Genomic DNA, 15,783 nt, shown 5'->3' on the forward strand with positions numbered 1-15,783 from the left:
CTAGCCCCGCCCGGGCCACCGACAGCGGTGCTGCTTCCCACTGTCCGGGCAACGGCCTAGGCTGGGCAGCAAACCACGTCCCCTCGACGTAAGGAAGATCATGGCTGCCGGCACGAAGGACGACCCCTGGGTGCTCACCACCGCTCCCGGTTCATCGCAGTACACGATGTACCGTGATGGCGAAGCCGAGCCTCCGGCTCTGGTGTGCCAGGTGGGGTCCACCACCCTGAAATATCAGTTGCGGGCCATCGAGGACCTTGCTGAGTGGTTGAAGGCTCAGGGCGGCTGGGTGCCTTTGGGCGCCGCCGACGAGAACAAGCCTGCCCCCGACGGCTCGGTCGAGGCGTGGGGGCGGTCCCCGGAGAACCCGGTGGCTGGCTGGTACGGACTGCGGAAGGGCTACCGGGGGCGGTTCGGGATGTACCTACCACCGCTACTCGAGGAGTTGGGGCTCGTGGAGCTGACCCACGAGAAGCGGAACAACCAGGTCCGGGCACTCTGACACGGGTTTCGCCCGACCAACAACGGGTCCGCTGTGGGGTGCCAGCTACACTCGGTTCGTGCCTGCTGAGAACTTGCCGCGCCAGATTGTCGGCGCCGCGATCGTTGATTCCCTTGCCCATCCCACCCGGCTGCTCGCTGCCCGTCGCACGGCTCCCGAACAGTTTGCCGGCATGTGGGAGTTCCCTGGTGGGAAGGTGGAGGTGGGGGAGTCGGATACCGAGGCCCTCCACCGGGAGTTGATCGAAGAGCTCGGGGTGACAGTGCTGCTGGGGGCAGAGGTGGTGGGGCCCGTAACCGGGGGCTGGCCGCTGAACGAGCGCGCCGTTATGCGGGTCTGGCTTGCCGAGGTTGCCACCGGCGAGCCAGAGCCGCTGGAGGACCACGATCTACTGTCCTGGGTGCCGCTTACCGGCTCCGACGAACTGGAGAATCTGGCCTGGATCCCGGCGGACCGCCCCATCGTCGACGCTCTGCTGAATCAAATTGGTGTCCCACACTAAATTTCCGCCCTACTGGAACTCCGCCAGCACGCTAGAACAATGTCGGCTCTGAGCCTGCGGTATGTGGCCGTGAAACCGGCGCCGTCAAGGGGCTGGCCCCGTCGTCGTCGGGCGTTCCGGGCTGGAGCTCACGAAAGAACTGCGCGCCCGAGGTGAACCCGTGCCGTGCCCGGTGGTAACGGATTCTTCCCGACAGCCAGGTTCGGTATTCCTTCGACGCGTAGCTGCCACCGCGGTACAGCCGCTGGTAGCGGCCTACGAGCTGGGGATGGTTGGCTGCCAGCCAGTCCATGTACCACTCGCGGGCACCGGGGCGCAGATGGAGCGCACCGGCCGAAACACCGCTGGCACCCGCCGCCGCCAGCGCGCCAAACAGTGCGTCAAGAGCCTCATCGCTATCTGTCAGCCACGGCAGGATCGGCATGGCCAGGACACCGCAGGGCAGGCCAGCATCACGGAGCCGGCTGACCAGCTCCAGCCTTGCTTTCGGGGTAGGAGTTCCGGGCTCTACCGCGTGAGCCAGGGCCGGGTCAATGATCGCCAGCGAGATGCCCATCCCGATCTCCACCGAGGAGGCCGCCTGCTTCAACAACGGAATGTCACGGGCCAGCAGGGTTCCCTTCGTCAGAATGGAGAAGGGGGTTCCCGAATCGGCTAGCGCGGTGATGATGTCGGGCATCAACCGGTAGCGGCCCTCCGCCCGCTGGTAGGGATCGGTGTTGGTGCCCATCGCCACATGCTCCCGTCGCCACGAGCGTCGAGACACCTCGCGCCGCACCACCTCCGCGGCGTTGGTCTTCACCACCAGCTGGGAATCGAAGTCCAGTCCGGTATCCAGGTTCAGGTAGCTGTGGGTCTTTCGGGCGAAGCAATAGACGCAGGCATGCGAGCAGCCGCGGTAGGGGTTGATGGTCCAGTGAAAGGGCATGCTGGAGGTGGCCGGAACCTTGTTGAGGACCGACTTCGCCAGCACCTCGTGGAAGGTGATCCCGGCGAACTCGGGTGTCCTGACTGTTCGGACCAGTCCGCTCAGGGGCAGGAGCGCCTCCTGGGGAACCGGCACCGTCGTCGTCGTACTCTGACCAACCCATCGCATGATTACATTAGAACATATCTTCTAATGTAATCGATGGAAGCCTGCTTGTATGCTGTGGGTCCAGGGGAAGAAGGGGGCCTGTGCCATGAGCCAGGTGATCGAAGTCGATGGTCTCCGAAAGTCGTTCGGGCGCCGCGAGGTACTGCACGGCATCGGCTTCGGGGTGGAACGAGGCGAGGTATTCGGCGTCATCGGCCCCAACGGTGCCGGCAAGACCACCACTATGCGGTGTCTACTGGACATCATTCGCCCAACCTCTGGAAGCATCAGGATCCTGGGACAGGACCCTGGCGTGGCGGGACCCAAGCTCCGCCGCCGGATCGGGTACCTGCCGGGTGAACTGTTCCTTGAGCAACGGATCACCGGGCGCCGGCTTCTGGCACACTATGCGGCGATCAGCGGCACGGTTCGACCGGGTCGCGCCGATGAACTCGCGGAACGGTTCAACCTTGACCTGGACCGCCATACCCGGAAGCTTTCCAAGGGCAATAAGCAGAAGCTCGGGTTGGTTCAAGCCTTCATGCATGATCCCGAAGTGTTGATTCTGGACGAGCCCACCAGTGGCCTTGATCCGCTGATCCAGCAGGAGTTCCGGTCGCTGTTGAGCGAGGTCCAGCGCAACGGGCAGACGGTTTTTCTGAGTTCGCACGTGCTGAGCGAGGTTCAGCAGGCGGCGGACAGGGTCGCCATCCTGCGCGACGGCGACATTGTGCGCATCGCCTCGGTTGCCAACCTGCGGGAGGGCGCCCACCGGCAGATCCGGATTTCGGTGACCGGCGTATCCCCGGCGGAGTTGGAGGTGCTGCTCCGGGACGTGCCGGGACTCCAGACAAACCACGTCCACGCCACCGGGACCCTCACTGACGTTTCGGCGACCCACGAGGGAGCTATTCAGCCGCTGATCCGGGCCCTCGCCCCGCTGCAACTCGCCGATCTGGTGATCGAGGAACCTGACCTCGAGGAATCGGTCCTCACCCTGTACGGCAGCGCCACCAAACACCTGGCCGTGGATTCCGGCGCTGGCGGACGGACCCAGCGATGACGCATTCGGCACCAGCAGCCCTGGAGCTGTCCAAAACGCTGCCTCTGTTCCGGCGGGCACTCCTCGATCACTGGCGATCGACAGCGGCCTGGGCCGTGGGACTCTCCGCAGCCATCCTGCTGTACCTGCCGCTGTTCCCTTCCCTCGGGAACAGCGCCGAGATGCAAAACATGATCAACGCCCTCCCTCCGGAGATGACCCGGGCACTGAACTATGACCAGATCGCCTCCGGCCCCGGGTACACCCAGGCCACGATTTTCGGTCTGATCGGGTTCCTGCTGATGACCATTGCCTCAGTGTCCTGGGGGGCCTCGGCGGTGGCTGGCGACGAGGAATCGGGCCAACTCGAACTCACCCTCGCCCACGCCGTGAACCGGGCACAGGTGGTACTCGAGCGGGCGCTCGCGATCGGGGTGCGGATCGTCCTGCTCTCGGCTGTGGTCTTTGGCCTGGTCTGGCTGCTGATCGGACCGGCGCAGCTGGGGATAGACACCGGCAACCTGTTCGGCGCCTCGGTCCTGTTTGCGGGCCTGGCATTGCTCAGCGGCATGACGGCGCTCTTTGCCGGTGCGGTGAGCGGCAGGAAGATCTACGGGACCGCGGCAGGCGCAGCGGTGGCGGTCCTGGGCTACGTGTTGAACGCTATCGGACGCCAAAGCCCTGACCTGGAGTGGTTGCTTAATCTTTCGCCCTATCACTGGGCCTACGGCAACTCGCCGGTGACCAACGGCGCCGACTGGGGGGTGGCTTTCTGGTTGTGGGCAATCTCGGCTGCGCTCGCCGGTCTCAGCGCGGTGGCGCTCCACCGGCGCGACGTCGGTATCTGACGTCCGCGGCCAACGTCCCGATCCAGGGGGATTCTGACCCCGGACTACGCAGTGCCTGCTAGGTTGTGAGGTCCCGGCGCTGGATGAGGTAGGCGGCGATACCCACGCCCGCCAGGGCGATCAGGGTCATGCTGAGCGCGGGCATCGGGTCAAAGGCCTCTACTGGCATGGCCGGTGAGTGGTGAAAGGGGCTGACGGCCTGGAGCCACTCGGGGAGTCCCAGGAGCTCACCGAATTGTCCCAGGATCAGCCCGGCAGCCAGCAACCCCCACCCCACCGGGACACTCCACCGCGGGACTGTCGCAAAGGCAAGCGCCGGTGCCGCAACAAAGACCGCAGCGGCAGGGACGTGTGCCAGGCTGGCGGCCAGCAGCTCAGTCCCCGGTGTGCCAGTCATCCCGGTCAGCCACAGCCCCAGAGCAGCCGCACTGCCGGCAACCGCTGCCACCACTACCGCCGAGGCGAGCGCCAACGCCAGATTGGCGGTCAGCCAGCTGGTCCTGGACCGGGGGACGGCGAGTAAGAGTTCGGCCCTTCCCTCGGCCTCCTCCGCCCGCATCCGCAACACGCACTGGATTCCGGCGGCAGCCGCAAGAACACCAGCGATGCCGATCAGCGCAGCCGTGAACACGTCGACGATCTGCGCTTCGACCCCAGGCACCAGGCGGCCGATCAATTCGGCGAGTGAATTGTTGCCCTCCACAGCGTCCGTGACCACCGGCCCGAGCCCACCCGCGATGCCACCCATGACCGCCGCGCCGACACACCACCCGATCAACGTGGGACGTTGAAGATTCCACGCCAGGCCAACCAGCGACTGCCCACCGGTACCGCTTCGCGCCCGGCCGGCCCGTTCCGGCAGCAGGCTGGCACCCAGATCCCTGCGTCCCCGGATCAGCAGGACAGCCACCGTCAACACCACAGCGGCCGCTACCACCACGACCAACGGCACGAGATCGGGTGCCGTAAAGGGCCGGGAACGCTGCCCCCATCCGATGGGCGACAGAACCGAGATCCAGCCGCTCGTGACCCGCGTGAGCTCCAGGTTCGGCGTCCCGACGGCGTCGCCGATGCCTCTGAGCAGATACGCCGCTCCCACCAGGGCAGCCGCCGCCCCATTTGCGCTCCGCCCCGACGGCATCACCTGCGCCATCAACGCGGCGACGGGCACGAAGAACAGACCGACGGCGCCGACGGCGGCCCCAGCCGTCAGGGAGCCGTCACCCGGCAGTCCCGCAGCGGCAAAGCCCACAGCGACGCACCCGGCGAGGATCAGGTTCGCCGCGCATCCCACCAGCAGCGTCGCACCCAGCGGTGTTGAGCGGGGGAGCGGCGTGGAGCCGATCAGTTCGGCCCTCCCCAGCTCTTCGTCGGTCCGGGTGTGCCGAACCACCAGGAAGGTGCTCATCAGTCCGGCGAGCAACGCGGTGAAGGCATAACCCTGGAAGAACACCACCGGCCCGATGCCGGAGCCGTCAGGGAGACCGCGAAGGAACAGCAGGGACGGATTCACAGCGGCCACGGCCATAATGGCCCGCCGGTCGCCCTCCTCGCTGAACTCTGAAGAGACAGCGCTAGCGGTGGCGAACCCAAGCAAAGCAATTCCGAGGATCCAGATCGGCAGCAGAATCCGGTCCCGCCGGACCTGCGCAACGGCGAGGCGGAGCAGGCCAGGCATGCGTCAATCCCGTCCGGTCTGATTCACGTCTGGATGCCTGCGAAGGGTGCCAGTGGCAGCTGTTGGCTCGGCATAGTGGCGGAGGAACAGCGACTCCAGCGATGGCGGTGACACCGACAGGCCACTCGGTCGTGCGGCAGCGACTGCCTCCAGGACGGCCGGGAGGTAGGGAGCCTCGACCTCGAATTCCAGGGCGCCGCCGTCGTCGTCGTGAATGCCCTGGACGCCCGGCAGCGCGGCGAGGAGATCCGCCCTGACCCCGTCCACCCGAAAGTGGGTCAGCTTCAGGTGTCGCAGATCGGCGAGGGTGCCCGATTCGACCACCCGGCCCGCGCGGATGATGGTGACCCGGTCGCAGAGCTGTTCCACTTCGCCCAGGATGTGGCTTGAGAGCAGCACCGTCGCGCCCTCCGCATGAACCCGGCGCACCTCGCGGCGGAAGACATTCTCCATGATCGGGTCCAGGCCGGCGCTCGGCTCGTCCAGGACATACAGTCTGGCGGGCCGGGCGAAGGCGGCAATCAACGCCACCTTCTGCCGGTTGCCCTTGGAATAGGTGCGGGTCTTCCGTCGGGGGTCAAACTCGAACTCATCAATCAACCGGCTGCGCTGGGTCTCATCCGCGCCCCCACGCAATCCGGTCAGCAGGTCGATGACCTCACCGCCGGAGAGGTTGGGCCACAGGCTGACATCCCCGGGGACATAGGCAAGGTCCCGGTGGCAGTGGACCGGGTCCTCCCACGGGTCCATGCCAAACACGCTCGCGGTTCCCGCCGTCGGGCGTATCAGCCCAAGAAGAATTCGGAGCGTCGTCGACTTTCCCGCGCCATTGGGGCCGAGGAACCCGTGCACCTCACCGGCAGAGACCGAGAGGTCCAGGCCGTCCAGCGCCCGGGTTCGGCCGAAGTCTTTCTCCAGCCGACGTACCTCGATGATCGGATCTGTTGCTTCAGCCATAGCGCGTCCGTTCACCCACCCGTCGACAATGACGCGGCCGTTTCCGCGGCGTTCCTGGGGCTCTTGCTGCCCTCGGGCCAACCTGGCATCGGCGGATACTGGACACAGCATACAAGCGCCACGCTGCAGCGGATAGGGACCTCCGGCATTCGCCAGGTTTGCCGGTTCCACCCTAGGCTGGACCCCACGCCTGCCAGCTAGCCGAAAGGGTCCCATGCCGCTCGACGTCGAAAGTCTGCGCTCCCATTTCCCCGCACTGTCCTCGGGGATTGCCCATTTTGACGGACCCGGCGGCACCCAGACGCCCAGCGTCGTCGGGCAGGCGATCGCCGACACCCTGACGAGCCCGCTCTCCATCCGGGGAAGTTCAGTCGCCTCGGAACGCAACGCGGATGCGGCGGTGCTCGGCTTCAGGCAGGCCATGGCGGATCTCCTGAACGCGGATCCACTGGGGATCGTGTACGGACGCAGTGCCACCCAGTTGACCTACGACTTTGCCAAGCACCTGAGCGCCGGATGGGGACCCGGCGACGAGGTGATCGTGACCCGCCTCGACCATGACTGCAACGTCCGCCCCTGGATCCAGGCTGCCGAACGGCAGGGGGCAGCGGTCCGCTGGGTGGGCTTCGACCCCCAGACGTCCGAGCTGGACCTCGACGAACTGAGGGCGGCGCTGGGGCCTGCCACCAGGTTAATCGCGGTCACCGCCGCCTCCAACCTGCTGGGCACCATGCCCGATATTTCAGCTATCGCGGAGTTGGTCCACGACGCCGGGGCGCTGCTCTACGTGGACGGGGTGCACTACGCCGCCCATGCCAGCGTCGATGTGCAGGCGTTGGGAGCTGACTTCTTTGTCTGCTCGCCATACAAATTTCTCGGCCCCCACTGCGGTGTCCTTGCTGCAGCCCCGGCCCTGCTGGAGACCCTTGTCCCGGAGAAGCTGCTGCCCTCCACCAACGCGGTACCCGAGCGCTTCGAGTTGGGTACCCTGCCGTACGAGATCATGGCCGGGACGACGGCGGCCGTGGACTTCACTGCCACCCTCGGCGAGGGTGCGTCCCGGCGGGAGCAACTCCTGGCTGCCCACCACGACATCGGAGCGCACGAAGCGTCACTGCTGAAGATCCTCGAGGCGGCGCTCGCCGAACTGCCCGCGGTGACGGTCCACTCCCGGGCCGCAGTCCGGACTTCCACCCTGCTGCTCACCTTCGCCGACCGGAGCGCCGCCGATGCCAGCCGGTTCCTCGCTGAGCGGGACATCCTGGTGCCAGCGAGTAACTTCTACGCAATTGAGGCTTCGAACGTGTTGGGGCTCGGAGACACCGGTGGGCTGAGGGTTGGGCTGGCGCCCTACACGAACCTCGACGACGTGCAGCGGCTGATCGAGGGTCTGACCGCGTTCCTCGGCAGCGCCTAGGCTTGACCCATGATTCTCTTCACAGGATTCGAGCCCTTCGGTGGCGAAGCTCTCAACCCGTCCTGGCTCGCGGCCCAGCAAGCCGCTGCGGGCTTGAGGGCGTCGGGCAGCGATGCTGTCGCCGTTGAGTTGCCCTGCACCTTTCGGGAAAGTCTCGCCGGGCTGCGGGATGCGGTCAGTGAACACCGCCCCAAGCTGGTGATCTGCGTTGGGCAGGCAGGTGGCCGCGCCAGGATCTCACTGGAACGGGTGGCGATCAACGTCGACGACGCCCGTATTCCCGACAACGCCGGGAACCAGCCCGTCGACACTCCCATCCGTCCCGACGGCCCCGCAGCGTACTTTTCCACCTTGCCGATCAAACAGGCGCTGCAGGATCTCACCGTCGCCGGTTTTGCCGCCGAGGTGTCCCAAACGGCTGGGACGTACGTCTGCAATCACGTGTTCTACGGTCTGATGGATCTGCTGTCCACCAGCGACGACGGCGCGCGAGGCGGGTTCATCCACGTGCCGTACACGCCGGACCAGGCCGCCGTCCACGGCGCGCCGGGAATGCCCGTGGCCGAGATGGCAGACGCGCTGCGGCTCATCGCCCTCACCAGCCAGACGACGACGTCGGACCTCCGCCTGGCGGCCGGAGCGGAACACTAGCGCCACACCGCGGCAGACCCTCGCCTGACTATTCAACGATGGGTTCGCAGCGAGCGGTCACCGTAGCGGTACCCACCAATCCCTCGGCCTGCGCCGTAATCACCGCTACTCCGTCCGCGTTGGCCGTAGGAGAAACCAGGCCGGAAGCGTCAACGGGGAACTCCTCACGGTCCGAGGTCCACGCGATGGCACCCACGTTGACCCGGTCGCCGGCCGCGGTGACGGCGACGGCGCTCAACTGCTGGGTCGTCGGGGGACAGACCTCGGTGGCGGGTGGCGCTACCAGCAGGCTGACCGGCGGATCCGGTGGAGCCAGGACCGTGAGCGGTGCCGAGCCCTGCAATCCGTTCCAATCCGCGGTCATCAGGACCTCACCCGGTGCAATCGCCGTGGCGAGGCCAGACTCAGTCACCGAGGCTATTGATGGATCAGTCGACCCCCACTGCACAGCCCCGGTGATTTCCTGGGCGCTGCCGTCACTGAACTGCGCCACCGCCACATACTGCACCGACACCCCGGGATCCACCGTCTGGCTGGTGGGGTTGACGATCATTGACACGACGGCCACATCTGCAGGCAGCACGGTCAGCGTGGCCTGGGCTTGCTGCCCGGCGGCCGAACCGGAGATTGAGGCAGTTCCGGGACTGACGGCGGTGGCCAGGCCCGTCCCGTCGATGGTGGCGATCCCGGGATCAAGCGACTCCCATGTCAGGCCCTCGATGCTCCGGGAGGCACCATCTGCGAGCATGGCCGACGCCGTGAAGAGGACTGTCCCGCCCAACGCCACCCTCGCCTCCGTGGGCTCAATGATCAGGCTTGCGGGCTCCTCGGGCACTGCCTGCGCGCCGATCCATCCCGGGACGGAAGCGATGACCGCAATCGCCACGATCACTGCCGACACGGCCGCCGTGAACACCAGTATGATTCGTCGCCAATAGGCCCGCATCCCGTCACTGAGGGCGCGGTCGATGAATGCAGGGAAGGCGTGCGCCCGGTCGCCGGCACCCGCTGCGAGATATTCGCGGAGTTGTCTGTTCATCGCATGCCGTGCAGCTCTTCGGCCCTGGCGGTACCGCTGCGCAGGTCCGCGCGGACCTGGTCGATGGACCGGTCGGTAAGGGTTGCAATCTGGCCCGAGGACAGACCGGCGAAGTCGTGCAGTACGACGGCGATTCGCTCTGCCAGGTCCAGGCTGGACAGGAGGGATCCACCGTCGTCGTTCGAATGGATCTCACGACGATTCCATCGACGGTCAGCCGAGACAAGCTTCACGAGCAGGCAGATCACATAGGTGCGCAGGTCGCCGGTCACGGGGCCCCTCCACACAGCGGTGGCCTTGGACCAGGACGCCTCCAGCAGGCGCTGGGCCACGGCGGGGTCGTCACAGAGAAGGTGGGCACAGAGTTCGAGGTCGCTCCGCTGCCGATCGAACTCCTGCCGCAACGAGTCCTCACGGCTGGAGACTGCGGTGGTCACCTTGATCCCCAGGGGGAATCCGAACTCCACTTCCTTCACGACGGGGAGCACCACCGCCGCCAGGATCAGGGCGGTGCCGAGGACGATCAGCCCCAGGCCATAGAGTCCCAGTTCGAGGATCCCCAATCCGGGGAGACCGTTCCCCGGTGAATCGAGGGGCCAGAGAACTCCGGCGAGGATCAGGGCAACCCCTGAGACCCCGAGCGCCAGACGTTTGGGAGTGAAGGATGGCCGCCACGACCGGCGAGGAACTTCACACACGACTCACCCGATTCAGCCCGACCCCGCTCACTTGGTAGCACGAGGGGCGTTATCCCACCGTTATTGCCGCGCCAAATCCTTGATGTGGGACGTGCGCGCAGGTTCTTTGGGCCAGGGCTTGAGCGGGCGCTGATTGCCCGGGACAAGGGCTGCAGCTTTCCGGACTGCACCATTCCGGCAGTGTGGTGGGAAGCCCACCACAGCGACCCCTGGTCTGTATCTGGGCGAACCCGGATCAGCAAGGGGGTGCTGCTATGCGGTCATCACCACGACCTGGTGGAGCAGGGCAACTGGACGATCGACATGCGGCGGGGAGTCCCATGGTTCATTCCGTCACCGTATGTGGATCCCGAGCGGAAACCGCGGCGCAACCGCTACCGCCATGTCGCAGTCACTACCGAACACCCCAGTCCGGCTACTCCGGCGGAACAATCCGCCAACGAACCGTGACAGTGCTGACCACCTCGGCTTCGCCAGGTTCGATCGGCATCGACTGGTCGGCGGCCAGCACTGCGTGGCGCGCCACAGGGGCAGGGGCCGTCCCGCCGCCCTCGGTCACTTCTTCGACCTCGCCGAGGGTGCACCCGGCCAACTGTGCCCACTGGAGGGCGCGCTCGCGGGCGTCCTGCCATGCAGCCTCCTGCGCGAGACGCGCACGGGCCGCCGGGTCGGAAAACCCGAACGCGAGCGAGTTGATCCTGACGTCATCACCGCCCGCATGCACCACGGCGTCCAGCACCGCCGACGCCGAGGAAGGGTCATCGACGGTGACGGCAAGCTCCTGCGAGGCAACGTAGCCGCTGACCCGCTGCTCCTGATTGTCAGCCCAGACAATCTCCGCCCGCAGCCCGATCTGCCGGGTTGAACGCTTCAGCGGCGGCATCGGATCCGCGTCGAGAGCGTCAAGGACCCGGGACGCGGCGTCCGCGGCACGCAGGTAGGCATGGGGTGCGGTGGGCCGGCGTACCTCCACCTCGATCCGCAGGTGGAGGCGGTCGGGTGGGGCGCTCACCGTGCCGGTACCGGTCACCGTGACACTGGGACCCGGAGCGGCGCTGGGACCGACAGCGACACTGGGACCCGGAATGCTGGTGTTCATGAGGCACCCCATCGGTTGATGGCCGCCGCCCGGCGGCGAAGCGGTTGGAGCGCTGTCGATAGCGGCCGGGCCGGACGCTCGACATATCCACCGGCGGCCAACCCGGCGTGGCGTTCGAAAATGTTCAGTGATGCCGGATCGCCGGTGCGCAGCAGGGAAATGCCTGCGGCAGCGAAGTACAGGGGAAGGAAGGGAAGGCCGAGGCAAAATGCGTACTGGGTGCTGTGCCGTGCTTCATGGGACAGCAGCCCAGGGCGGGGCAGTCCCGCGGTTACAGGCGCACGAAACAATATCGTGTTGCCCACGGTGAAGGCACTCGCCACCGGGAGGGTGCCCGTATAGCTGAAGGCCAGGAAGAGTCCCTCCGGACCGCGGCGGATATCACAGCCTTTGGCCCTCGCAAGGAGAAGCCCGGCCCCAGTGGACAAGTTCATCCAGTTGAGCAGCCATCGCATCCGGTGGGCAGGCGTCATGTCAGCCATCCTAGTACCGGCGTTGCGGGTCCCAGCCGTGTGCCCATTAAGGAGTCTGCGCCGGTGTTAGCTAGACTTGCACCGTCTGCCAACGGTCACCGGATCCGCGGTGAAACACCTGTTGCCCACCACCACTGAAGGTATGAACATCTCGATGTCTGACTCCACACAGCCGGGCGGACCCGCCCACGCGACGTCCGCCGTCGTCGACGTTCCTTCGCCGCTGGATGCCGAAGCTATCGGTGCCACGGTGGACCGCGCGCTCGGCGACATTGCCGCCGCCGGCGATCTCGACGCCCTCAAGCAGGTTCGCATCGCCCACACCGGCGACAAATCACCGCTCAGCCTCGCAAACCGGGGCATCGGCGCCCTTGCCAAGGAGGAGAAGGCTGCGGCAGGCAAGAACATCGGCCCGGCCCGCGGCCGGATCAACGCTGCGCTCGCCACCCGCACCACCGAACTTGAAGCGGAACGGGACGCTCGCATTCTCGTCGAAGAGGCAGTGGACGTCACAGCTGCCCCGCACCGCCGTCGTGCCGGCGCCCGCCACCCGCTGTCCACCCTGCAGGAACGCGTCAGCGACATCTTCGTGGGCATGGGCTGGGAAATCGCCGAAGGCCCCGAACTGGAATCGGAGTGGTTCAATTTCGACGCTCTCAACTTCAAGCCGGACCACCCGGCACGCGACATGCAGGACACGTTCTTCGTTGAGCCACCCGAAGCTCACCTGCTCCTGCGCACCCACACCTCACCGGTCCAGGTGCGCTCCATGCTTGAGCGTCCGCTACCGCTGTACGTGCTGTGCCCGGGCAAGGTCTTCAGGACCGACGAACTCGATGCGACCCACACCCCCGTGTTCCACCAGTTCGAAGGTCTGGCCATCGACCGGAACCTCAGCATGGCCGACCTGCGCGGCACACTCGAGCACTTCGCACGCCTGATGTTCGGCGACGACGCCCAGATCCGGCTGCGCCCGAACTTCTTCCCCTTCACCGAGCCTTCGGCCGAACTCGACATCTGGCACCCCGGTGCCAAGGGCGGGCCGCAATGGATCGAATGGGGCGGGTGCGGAATGGTCCATCCCAATGTGCTGCGAGCGGCAGGCATCGACCCAGAGGAGTTCTCCGGGTTCGCCTTCGGCATGGGCATTGAACGCACCCTGATGTTCCGCAACGAGGTTGGGGACATGCGGGACATGATTGAGGGCGATGTACGGTTCAGCGAGCACTTCGGGATGGAGATCTAAGCATGCGTATTCCACTTTCCTGGTTGCGTGAATTCGCACAGGTCCCAGCCGATGCCACCGCCGAAGACGTGATGGCAGAACTGGTCAAGGTTGGTCTCGAAGAGGAAGCCGTCCACCGTCCCACCGACACCCTGTCCGGGCCCATCGTCGTCGGCCAGGTGCTCTCGATCGTCAAGGAACCCCAGACCAACGGCAAAACCATCAATTGGTGCCAGGTCCGGGTGGTCCCCGAGGGACAGCCTCAGACCCTGACCAACGAGGGCATTGACCCCTCGGGCGTGCAGGGCATTGTCTGCGGCGCGCACAACTTCGTCGAGGGCGACAAGGTGGTGGTAACCCTTCCGGGTGCCGTGCTGCCCGGCGACTTCCGTATCGCCGCCCGCAAAACCTACGGCCACGTCTCGGCAGGAATGATCGCCTCGGTGCGCGAGCTCGGCATCGGCGACGACCACGACGGCATCCTCGTGCTCTCCACCCTGGGTCTCGACCCCGAGGTTGGCTCCGACGCGATGGAACTGCTCGGCCTCTACGACCAGGCCGCCGAAATCAACGTCACCCCGGACCGCAGCTACTGCTTCTCGATCCGTGGCGTCGCCCGCGAGTACGCCCACGCCACCGGGACCACCTTCACCGACCCGGCAACCCAGGTCACCGCGCCTGCGACGCTGTCTGGTGGCTACCCCGTCACGCTGAGCGATGAGTCGCCGATCTACGGCAACCCCGGCTGCGACAGGTTCGTCGCCCGCACGGTGACGGGCGTTGACGCCACCCGTCCCACGCCGCCGTGGATGGCCTCCCGGCTGCGGCTGGCCGGGATCCGGTCCATCTCGCTGCCGGTGGACATTTCCAACTACGTGATGCTCGAACTCGGGCAGCCCACCCACTGCTACGACCAGGACAAGCTGCAGGGCGGCATTGTGGTCCGCCGGGCAATGCCGGGGGAGACCCTGAAAACCCTCGACGACAAGGTCCGCAAGCTCGACGTCGAAGACCTCCTGATCGCCGACGCCTCCGGTGGCATCGGTATCGCAGGCGTCATGGGCGGCGCCGACACCGAGGTCTCCGACGCCACCAGCACGGTCCTCGTGGAGGCCGCACACTTCGATGAGGTGTCGATCGCCCGGTCGCGTCGCCGCCACAAGCTGCCGTCCGAGGCATCGAAGCGCTTCGAGCGGGGAGTGGACTGGCAGGTCGCCGGTGTTGCGGCCCAGCGCGTGGTCGACCTCCTGGTCGAGCTCGCAGGCGGCACCGCCGACGACGCCGGAACTGACGTCGGCACCGAGCCCAGCGCCGTCGTCATCGACCTGCCTTCCGGCTACCCCGCCCGCCGGATCGGGATGGACTTCACCGACGAGCAGATCACCGGAGCGCTCACCGATCTGGGAGCCGAGGTGGAAGCGCACGACGGCGGCCACACCGTCACCGCTCCAAGCTGGCGCCAGGACCTTCAGATCAAGGACGACCTCACCGAGGAAATTGCCCGCCTGGTGGGCTACGACAAGATCCCCTCCCGGCTTCCCGTCGCTCCTCCCGGCAGCGGCCTGTCCCGGGTGCAGGTGCAGCGCCGCCGCGTCCTGCAGGCACTGGCCGACGCCGGACTCACCGAGGTGCTGTCCTACCCGTTCGTGTCGCTGGACAGCAACACCACCTTCGGTTCGCCCGATGGGTCGGAGCAGCCATCGGTCAAACTGGCCAACCCGTTGAGCGCCGAACTGGGCTACCTCCGCCGCTCGGTGCTCCCCGGTCTGATTGAGGTGGCCAAACGGAACCATTCCCGCGGTTTCCGCGACCTGGCACTCTACGAGGCCGGGCTGGTGTTCCTGCCACAGGACGCCATCGGCAGCAGCGAGATCCCGCCACTGGGCGTCCGGCCCTCCGAGGACGTCCTCGACGGACTCTATGACGGACTTCCCGACCAGCCGCTGACCATCGCTGCGGTCTTCACCGGCAATGACTCGCCGGCCGGAGCCAACCACCAGCCGCGTCCGTGGGACTGGGCCGACGCCCTGGACACGGTCCGTCTGATGGCCGACGTCGTCGGCGTCGACCTTGAGGTTTCGCAGGGCGAGCACCAGGCGTTCCACCCCGGCCGGACCGCCCGGATCTCGCTGCGGACCGGTGAACTGCTGGGCTACGCTGGCGAGCTTCACCCGAAGCTGCTCGCTGCGCAGGATCTGCCCGCCCGGACGGTGGCGCTGGAGATCAACGCCGACCTGTTGTTCGAGGCGGCACCTGACGTGATTGTGGCGAAGCACCTCTCCACGTTCCCTGCCACCACCCAGGATGTGGCGCTCGTCGTCGACGGCTCCCTGCCGGCCGACGACGTCCTGTCCACCCTGCGCGAGGGTGCGGGGGAGCTCCTCGAGGATGTGCACCTGTTCGACGTGTACGACGGCGCGGGCATCGAGGCTGGGCACAAGTCGCTGGCGTTCGCGCTGCGGTTCAGGGCACCTGACCGCACCCTGACCGCCGATGAGGCAAGTGCTTCCCGCGACGCGGCAGTCCACCTGGCCGCCGAACGGCACGGAGCCGTCCAGCGCTAGCTGTTCAGCGTCA

15 protein-coding genes are annotated in these 15,783 nt (G+C 66.6%); 8 read left to right on the plus strand and 7 right to left on the minus strand.

The features are described 5' to 3' along the window. Positions 1-100 precede the first annotated feature (100 nt). The gene (locus tag HMI57_RS15470) at positions 101-502 is read left to right on the plus strand and encodes a DUF6855 family protein (RefSeq protein WP_171586898.1); all 402 of its coding nucleotides are present in this window, start codon (positions 101-103) and stop codon (positions 500-502) included. Between the two features lie 58 nt (positions 503-560). Next, positions 561-1,004: a (deoxy)nucleoside triphosphate pyrophosphohydrolase gene (locus HMI57_RS15475; RefSeq protein WP_318779263.1), complete on the plus strand. Its 444-nt coding sequence runs from the start codon at positions 561-563 to the stop codon at positions 1,002-1,004. A 31-nt stretch (positions 1,005-1,035) separates the two neighbouring features. Here the strand turns inward: HMI57_RS15475 and HMI57_RS15480 are convergent, their stop codons facing one another. Then, positions 1,036-2,100: an Rv2578c family radical SAM protein gene (locus HMI57_RS15480; protein ID WP_228721150.1), complete on the minus strand. Its 1,065-nt coding sequence runs from the start codon at positions 2,098-2,100 to the stop codon at positions 1,036-1,038. Positions 2,101-2,185: 85 nt separating this feature from the next. On the opposite strand from HMI57_RS15480, the gene HMI57_RS15485 reads away from it, so the two are divergent. Together HMI57_RS15485 and HMI57_RS15490 are read left to right on the plus strand one after the other, a co-directional pair. Then, complete coding sequence (locus tag HMI57_RS15485) at positions 2,186-3,142, plus strand: ABC transporter ATP-binding protein (RefSeq protein ID WP_171586899.1); 957 nt, start codon at positions 2,186-2,188, stop codon at positions 3,140-3,142. Beyond that, a complete protein-coding gene (locus tag HMI57_RS15490; protein ID WP_225668689.1) occupies positions 3,139-3,969 on the plus strand; it encodes an ABC transporter permease subunit in 831 nt (276 codons plus the stop codon). The genes HMI57_RS15485 and HMI57_RS15490 overlap by 4 nt, the downstream gene beginning before the upstream one ends. A 58-nt stretch (positions 3,970-4,027) precedes the next feature. Here HMI57_RS15490 and HMI57_RS15495 read toward each other — a convergent pair whose 3' ends face one another. Further along, positions 4,028-5,647, minus strand: coding sequence for a polyketide antibiotic transporter (locus HMI57_RS15495; RefSeq protein WP_171586900.1), 1,620 nt, complete (start codon positions 5,645-5,647; stop codon positions 4,028-4,030). Positions 5,648-5,650: 3 nt separating this feature from the next. Further along, positions 5,651-6,604 carry an ABC transporter ATP-binding protein gene (locus HMI57_RS15500; protein ID WP_171586901.1) on the minus strand — a complete coding sequence of 318 codons (954 nt, stop codon included), beginning with the start codon at positions 6,602-6,604 and terminating at the stop codon, positions 5,651-5,653. Between the two features lie 214 nt (positions 6,605-6,818). On the opposite strand from HMI57_RS15500, the gene HMI57_RS15505 reads away from it, so the two are divergent. Next, positions 6,819-8,021, plus strand: a complete 1,203-nt coding sequence (locus HMI57_RS15505) for a cysteine desulfurase-like protein (protein WP_171586902.1) — start codon at positions 6,819-6,821, stop codon at positions 8,019-8,021. A gap of 9 nt (positions 8,022-8,030) precedes the next feature. After that, a complete protein-coding gene (gene pcp, locus HMI57_RS15510) occupies positions 8,031-8,672 on the plus strand; it encodes a pyroglutamyl-peptidase I (protein ID WP_171586903.1) in 642 nt (213 codons plus the stop codon). Positions 8,673-8,700: 28 nt separating this feature from the next. Here pcp and HMI57_RS15515 read toward each other — a convergent pair whose 3' ends face one another. From HMI57_RS15515 to HMI57_RS15530, 4 genes are all read right to left on the minus strand, one after another. Then, complete coding sequence (locus HMI57_RS15515; protein ID WP_171586904.1) at positions 8,701-9,711, minus strand: Ig-like domain-containing protein; 1,011 nt, start codon at positions 9,709-9,711, stop codon at positions 8,701-8,703. Further along, positions 9,708-10,409, minus strand: coding sequence for a hypothetical protein (locus tag HMI57_RS15520; RefSeq protein WP_171586905.1), 702 nt, complete (start codon positions 10,407-10,409; stop codon positions 9,708-9,710). The genes HMI57_RS15515 and HMI57_RS15520 overlap by 4 nt, the downstream gene beginning before the upstream one ends. A gap of 415 nt (positions 10,410-10,824) precedes the next feature. Beyond that, the gene (locus tag HMI57_RS15525; protein WP_171586906.1) at positions 10,825-11,508 is read right to left on the minus strand and encodes an SIMPL domain-containing protein; all 684 of its coding nucleotides are present in this window, start codon (positions 11,506-11,508) and stop codon (positions 10,825-10,827) included. Further along, entirely contained in the window at positions 11,505-11,981 is a 477-nt protein-coding gene (locus tag HMI57_RS15530; protein WP_171586907.1) for a hypothetical protein, read from the minus strand. Before HMI57_RS15530 ends, HMI57_RS15525 begins: the two co-directional genes overlap by 4 nt. Positions 11,982-12,135: 154 nt before the next feature. On the opposite strand from HMI57_RS15530, the gene pheS reads away from it, so the two are divergent. Together pheS and pheT are read left to right on the plus strand one after the other, a co-directional pair. Then, positions 12,136-13,227 (plus strand): phenylalanine--tRNA ligase subunit alpha, encoded by a 1,092-nt coding sequence (gene pheS / locus HMI57_RS15535; protein ID WP_171586908.1) that lies wholly within the window; start codon positions 12,136-12,138, stop codon positions 13,225-13,227. 2 nt (positions 13,228-13,229) lie between these two features. Then, on the plus strand, positions 13,230-15,770 hold the full coding sequence (gene pheT, locus HMI57_RS15540) for a phenylalanine--tRNA ligase subunit beta (RefSeq protein WP_171586909.1): 2,541 nt from the start codon (positions 13,230-13,232) through the stop codon (positions 15,768-15,770). Positions 15,771-15,783 lie beyond the last annotated feature (13 nt).

It is taken from the genome of Arthrobacter sp. 260, assembly GCF_013116745.1.
Taxonomy (GTDB): domain Bacteria; phylum Actinomycetota; class Actinomycetes; order Actinomycetales; family Micrococcaceae; genus Arthrobacter_D.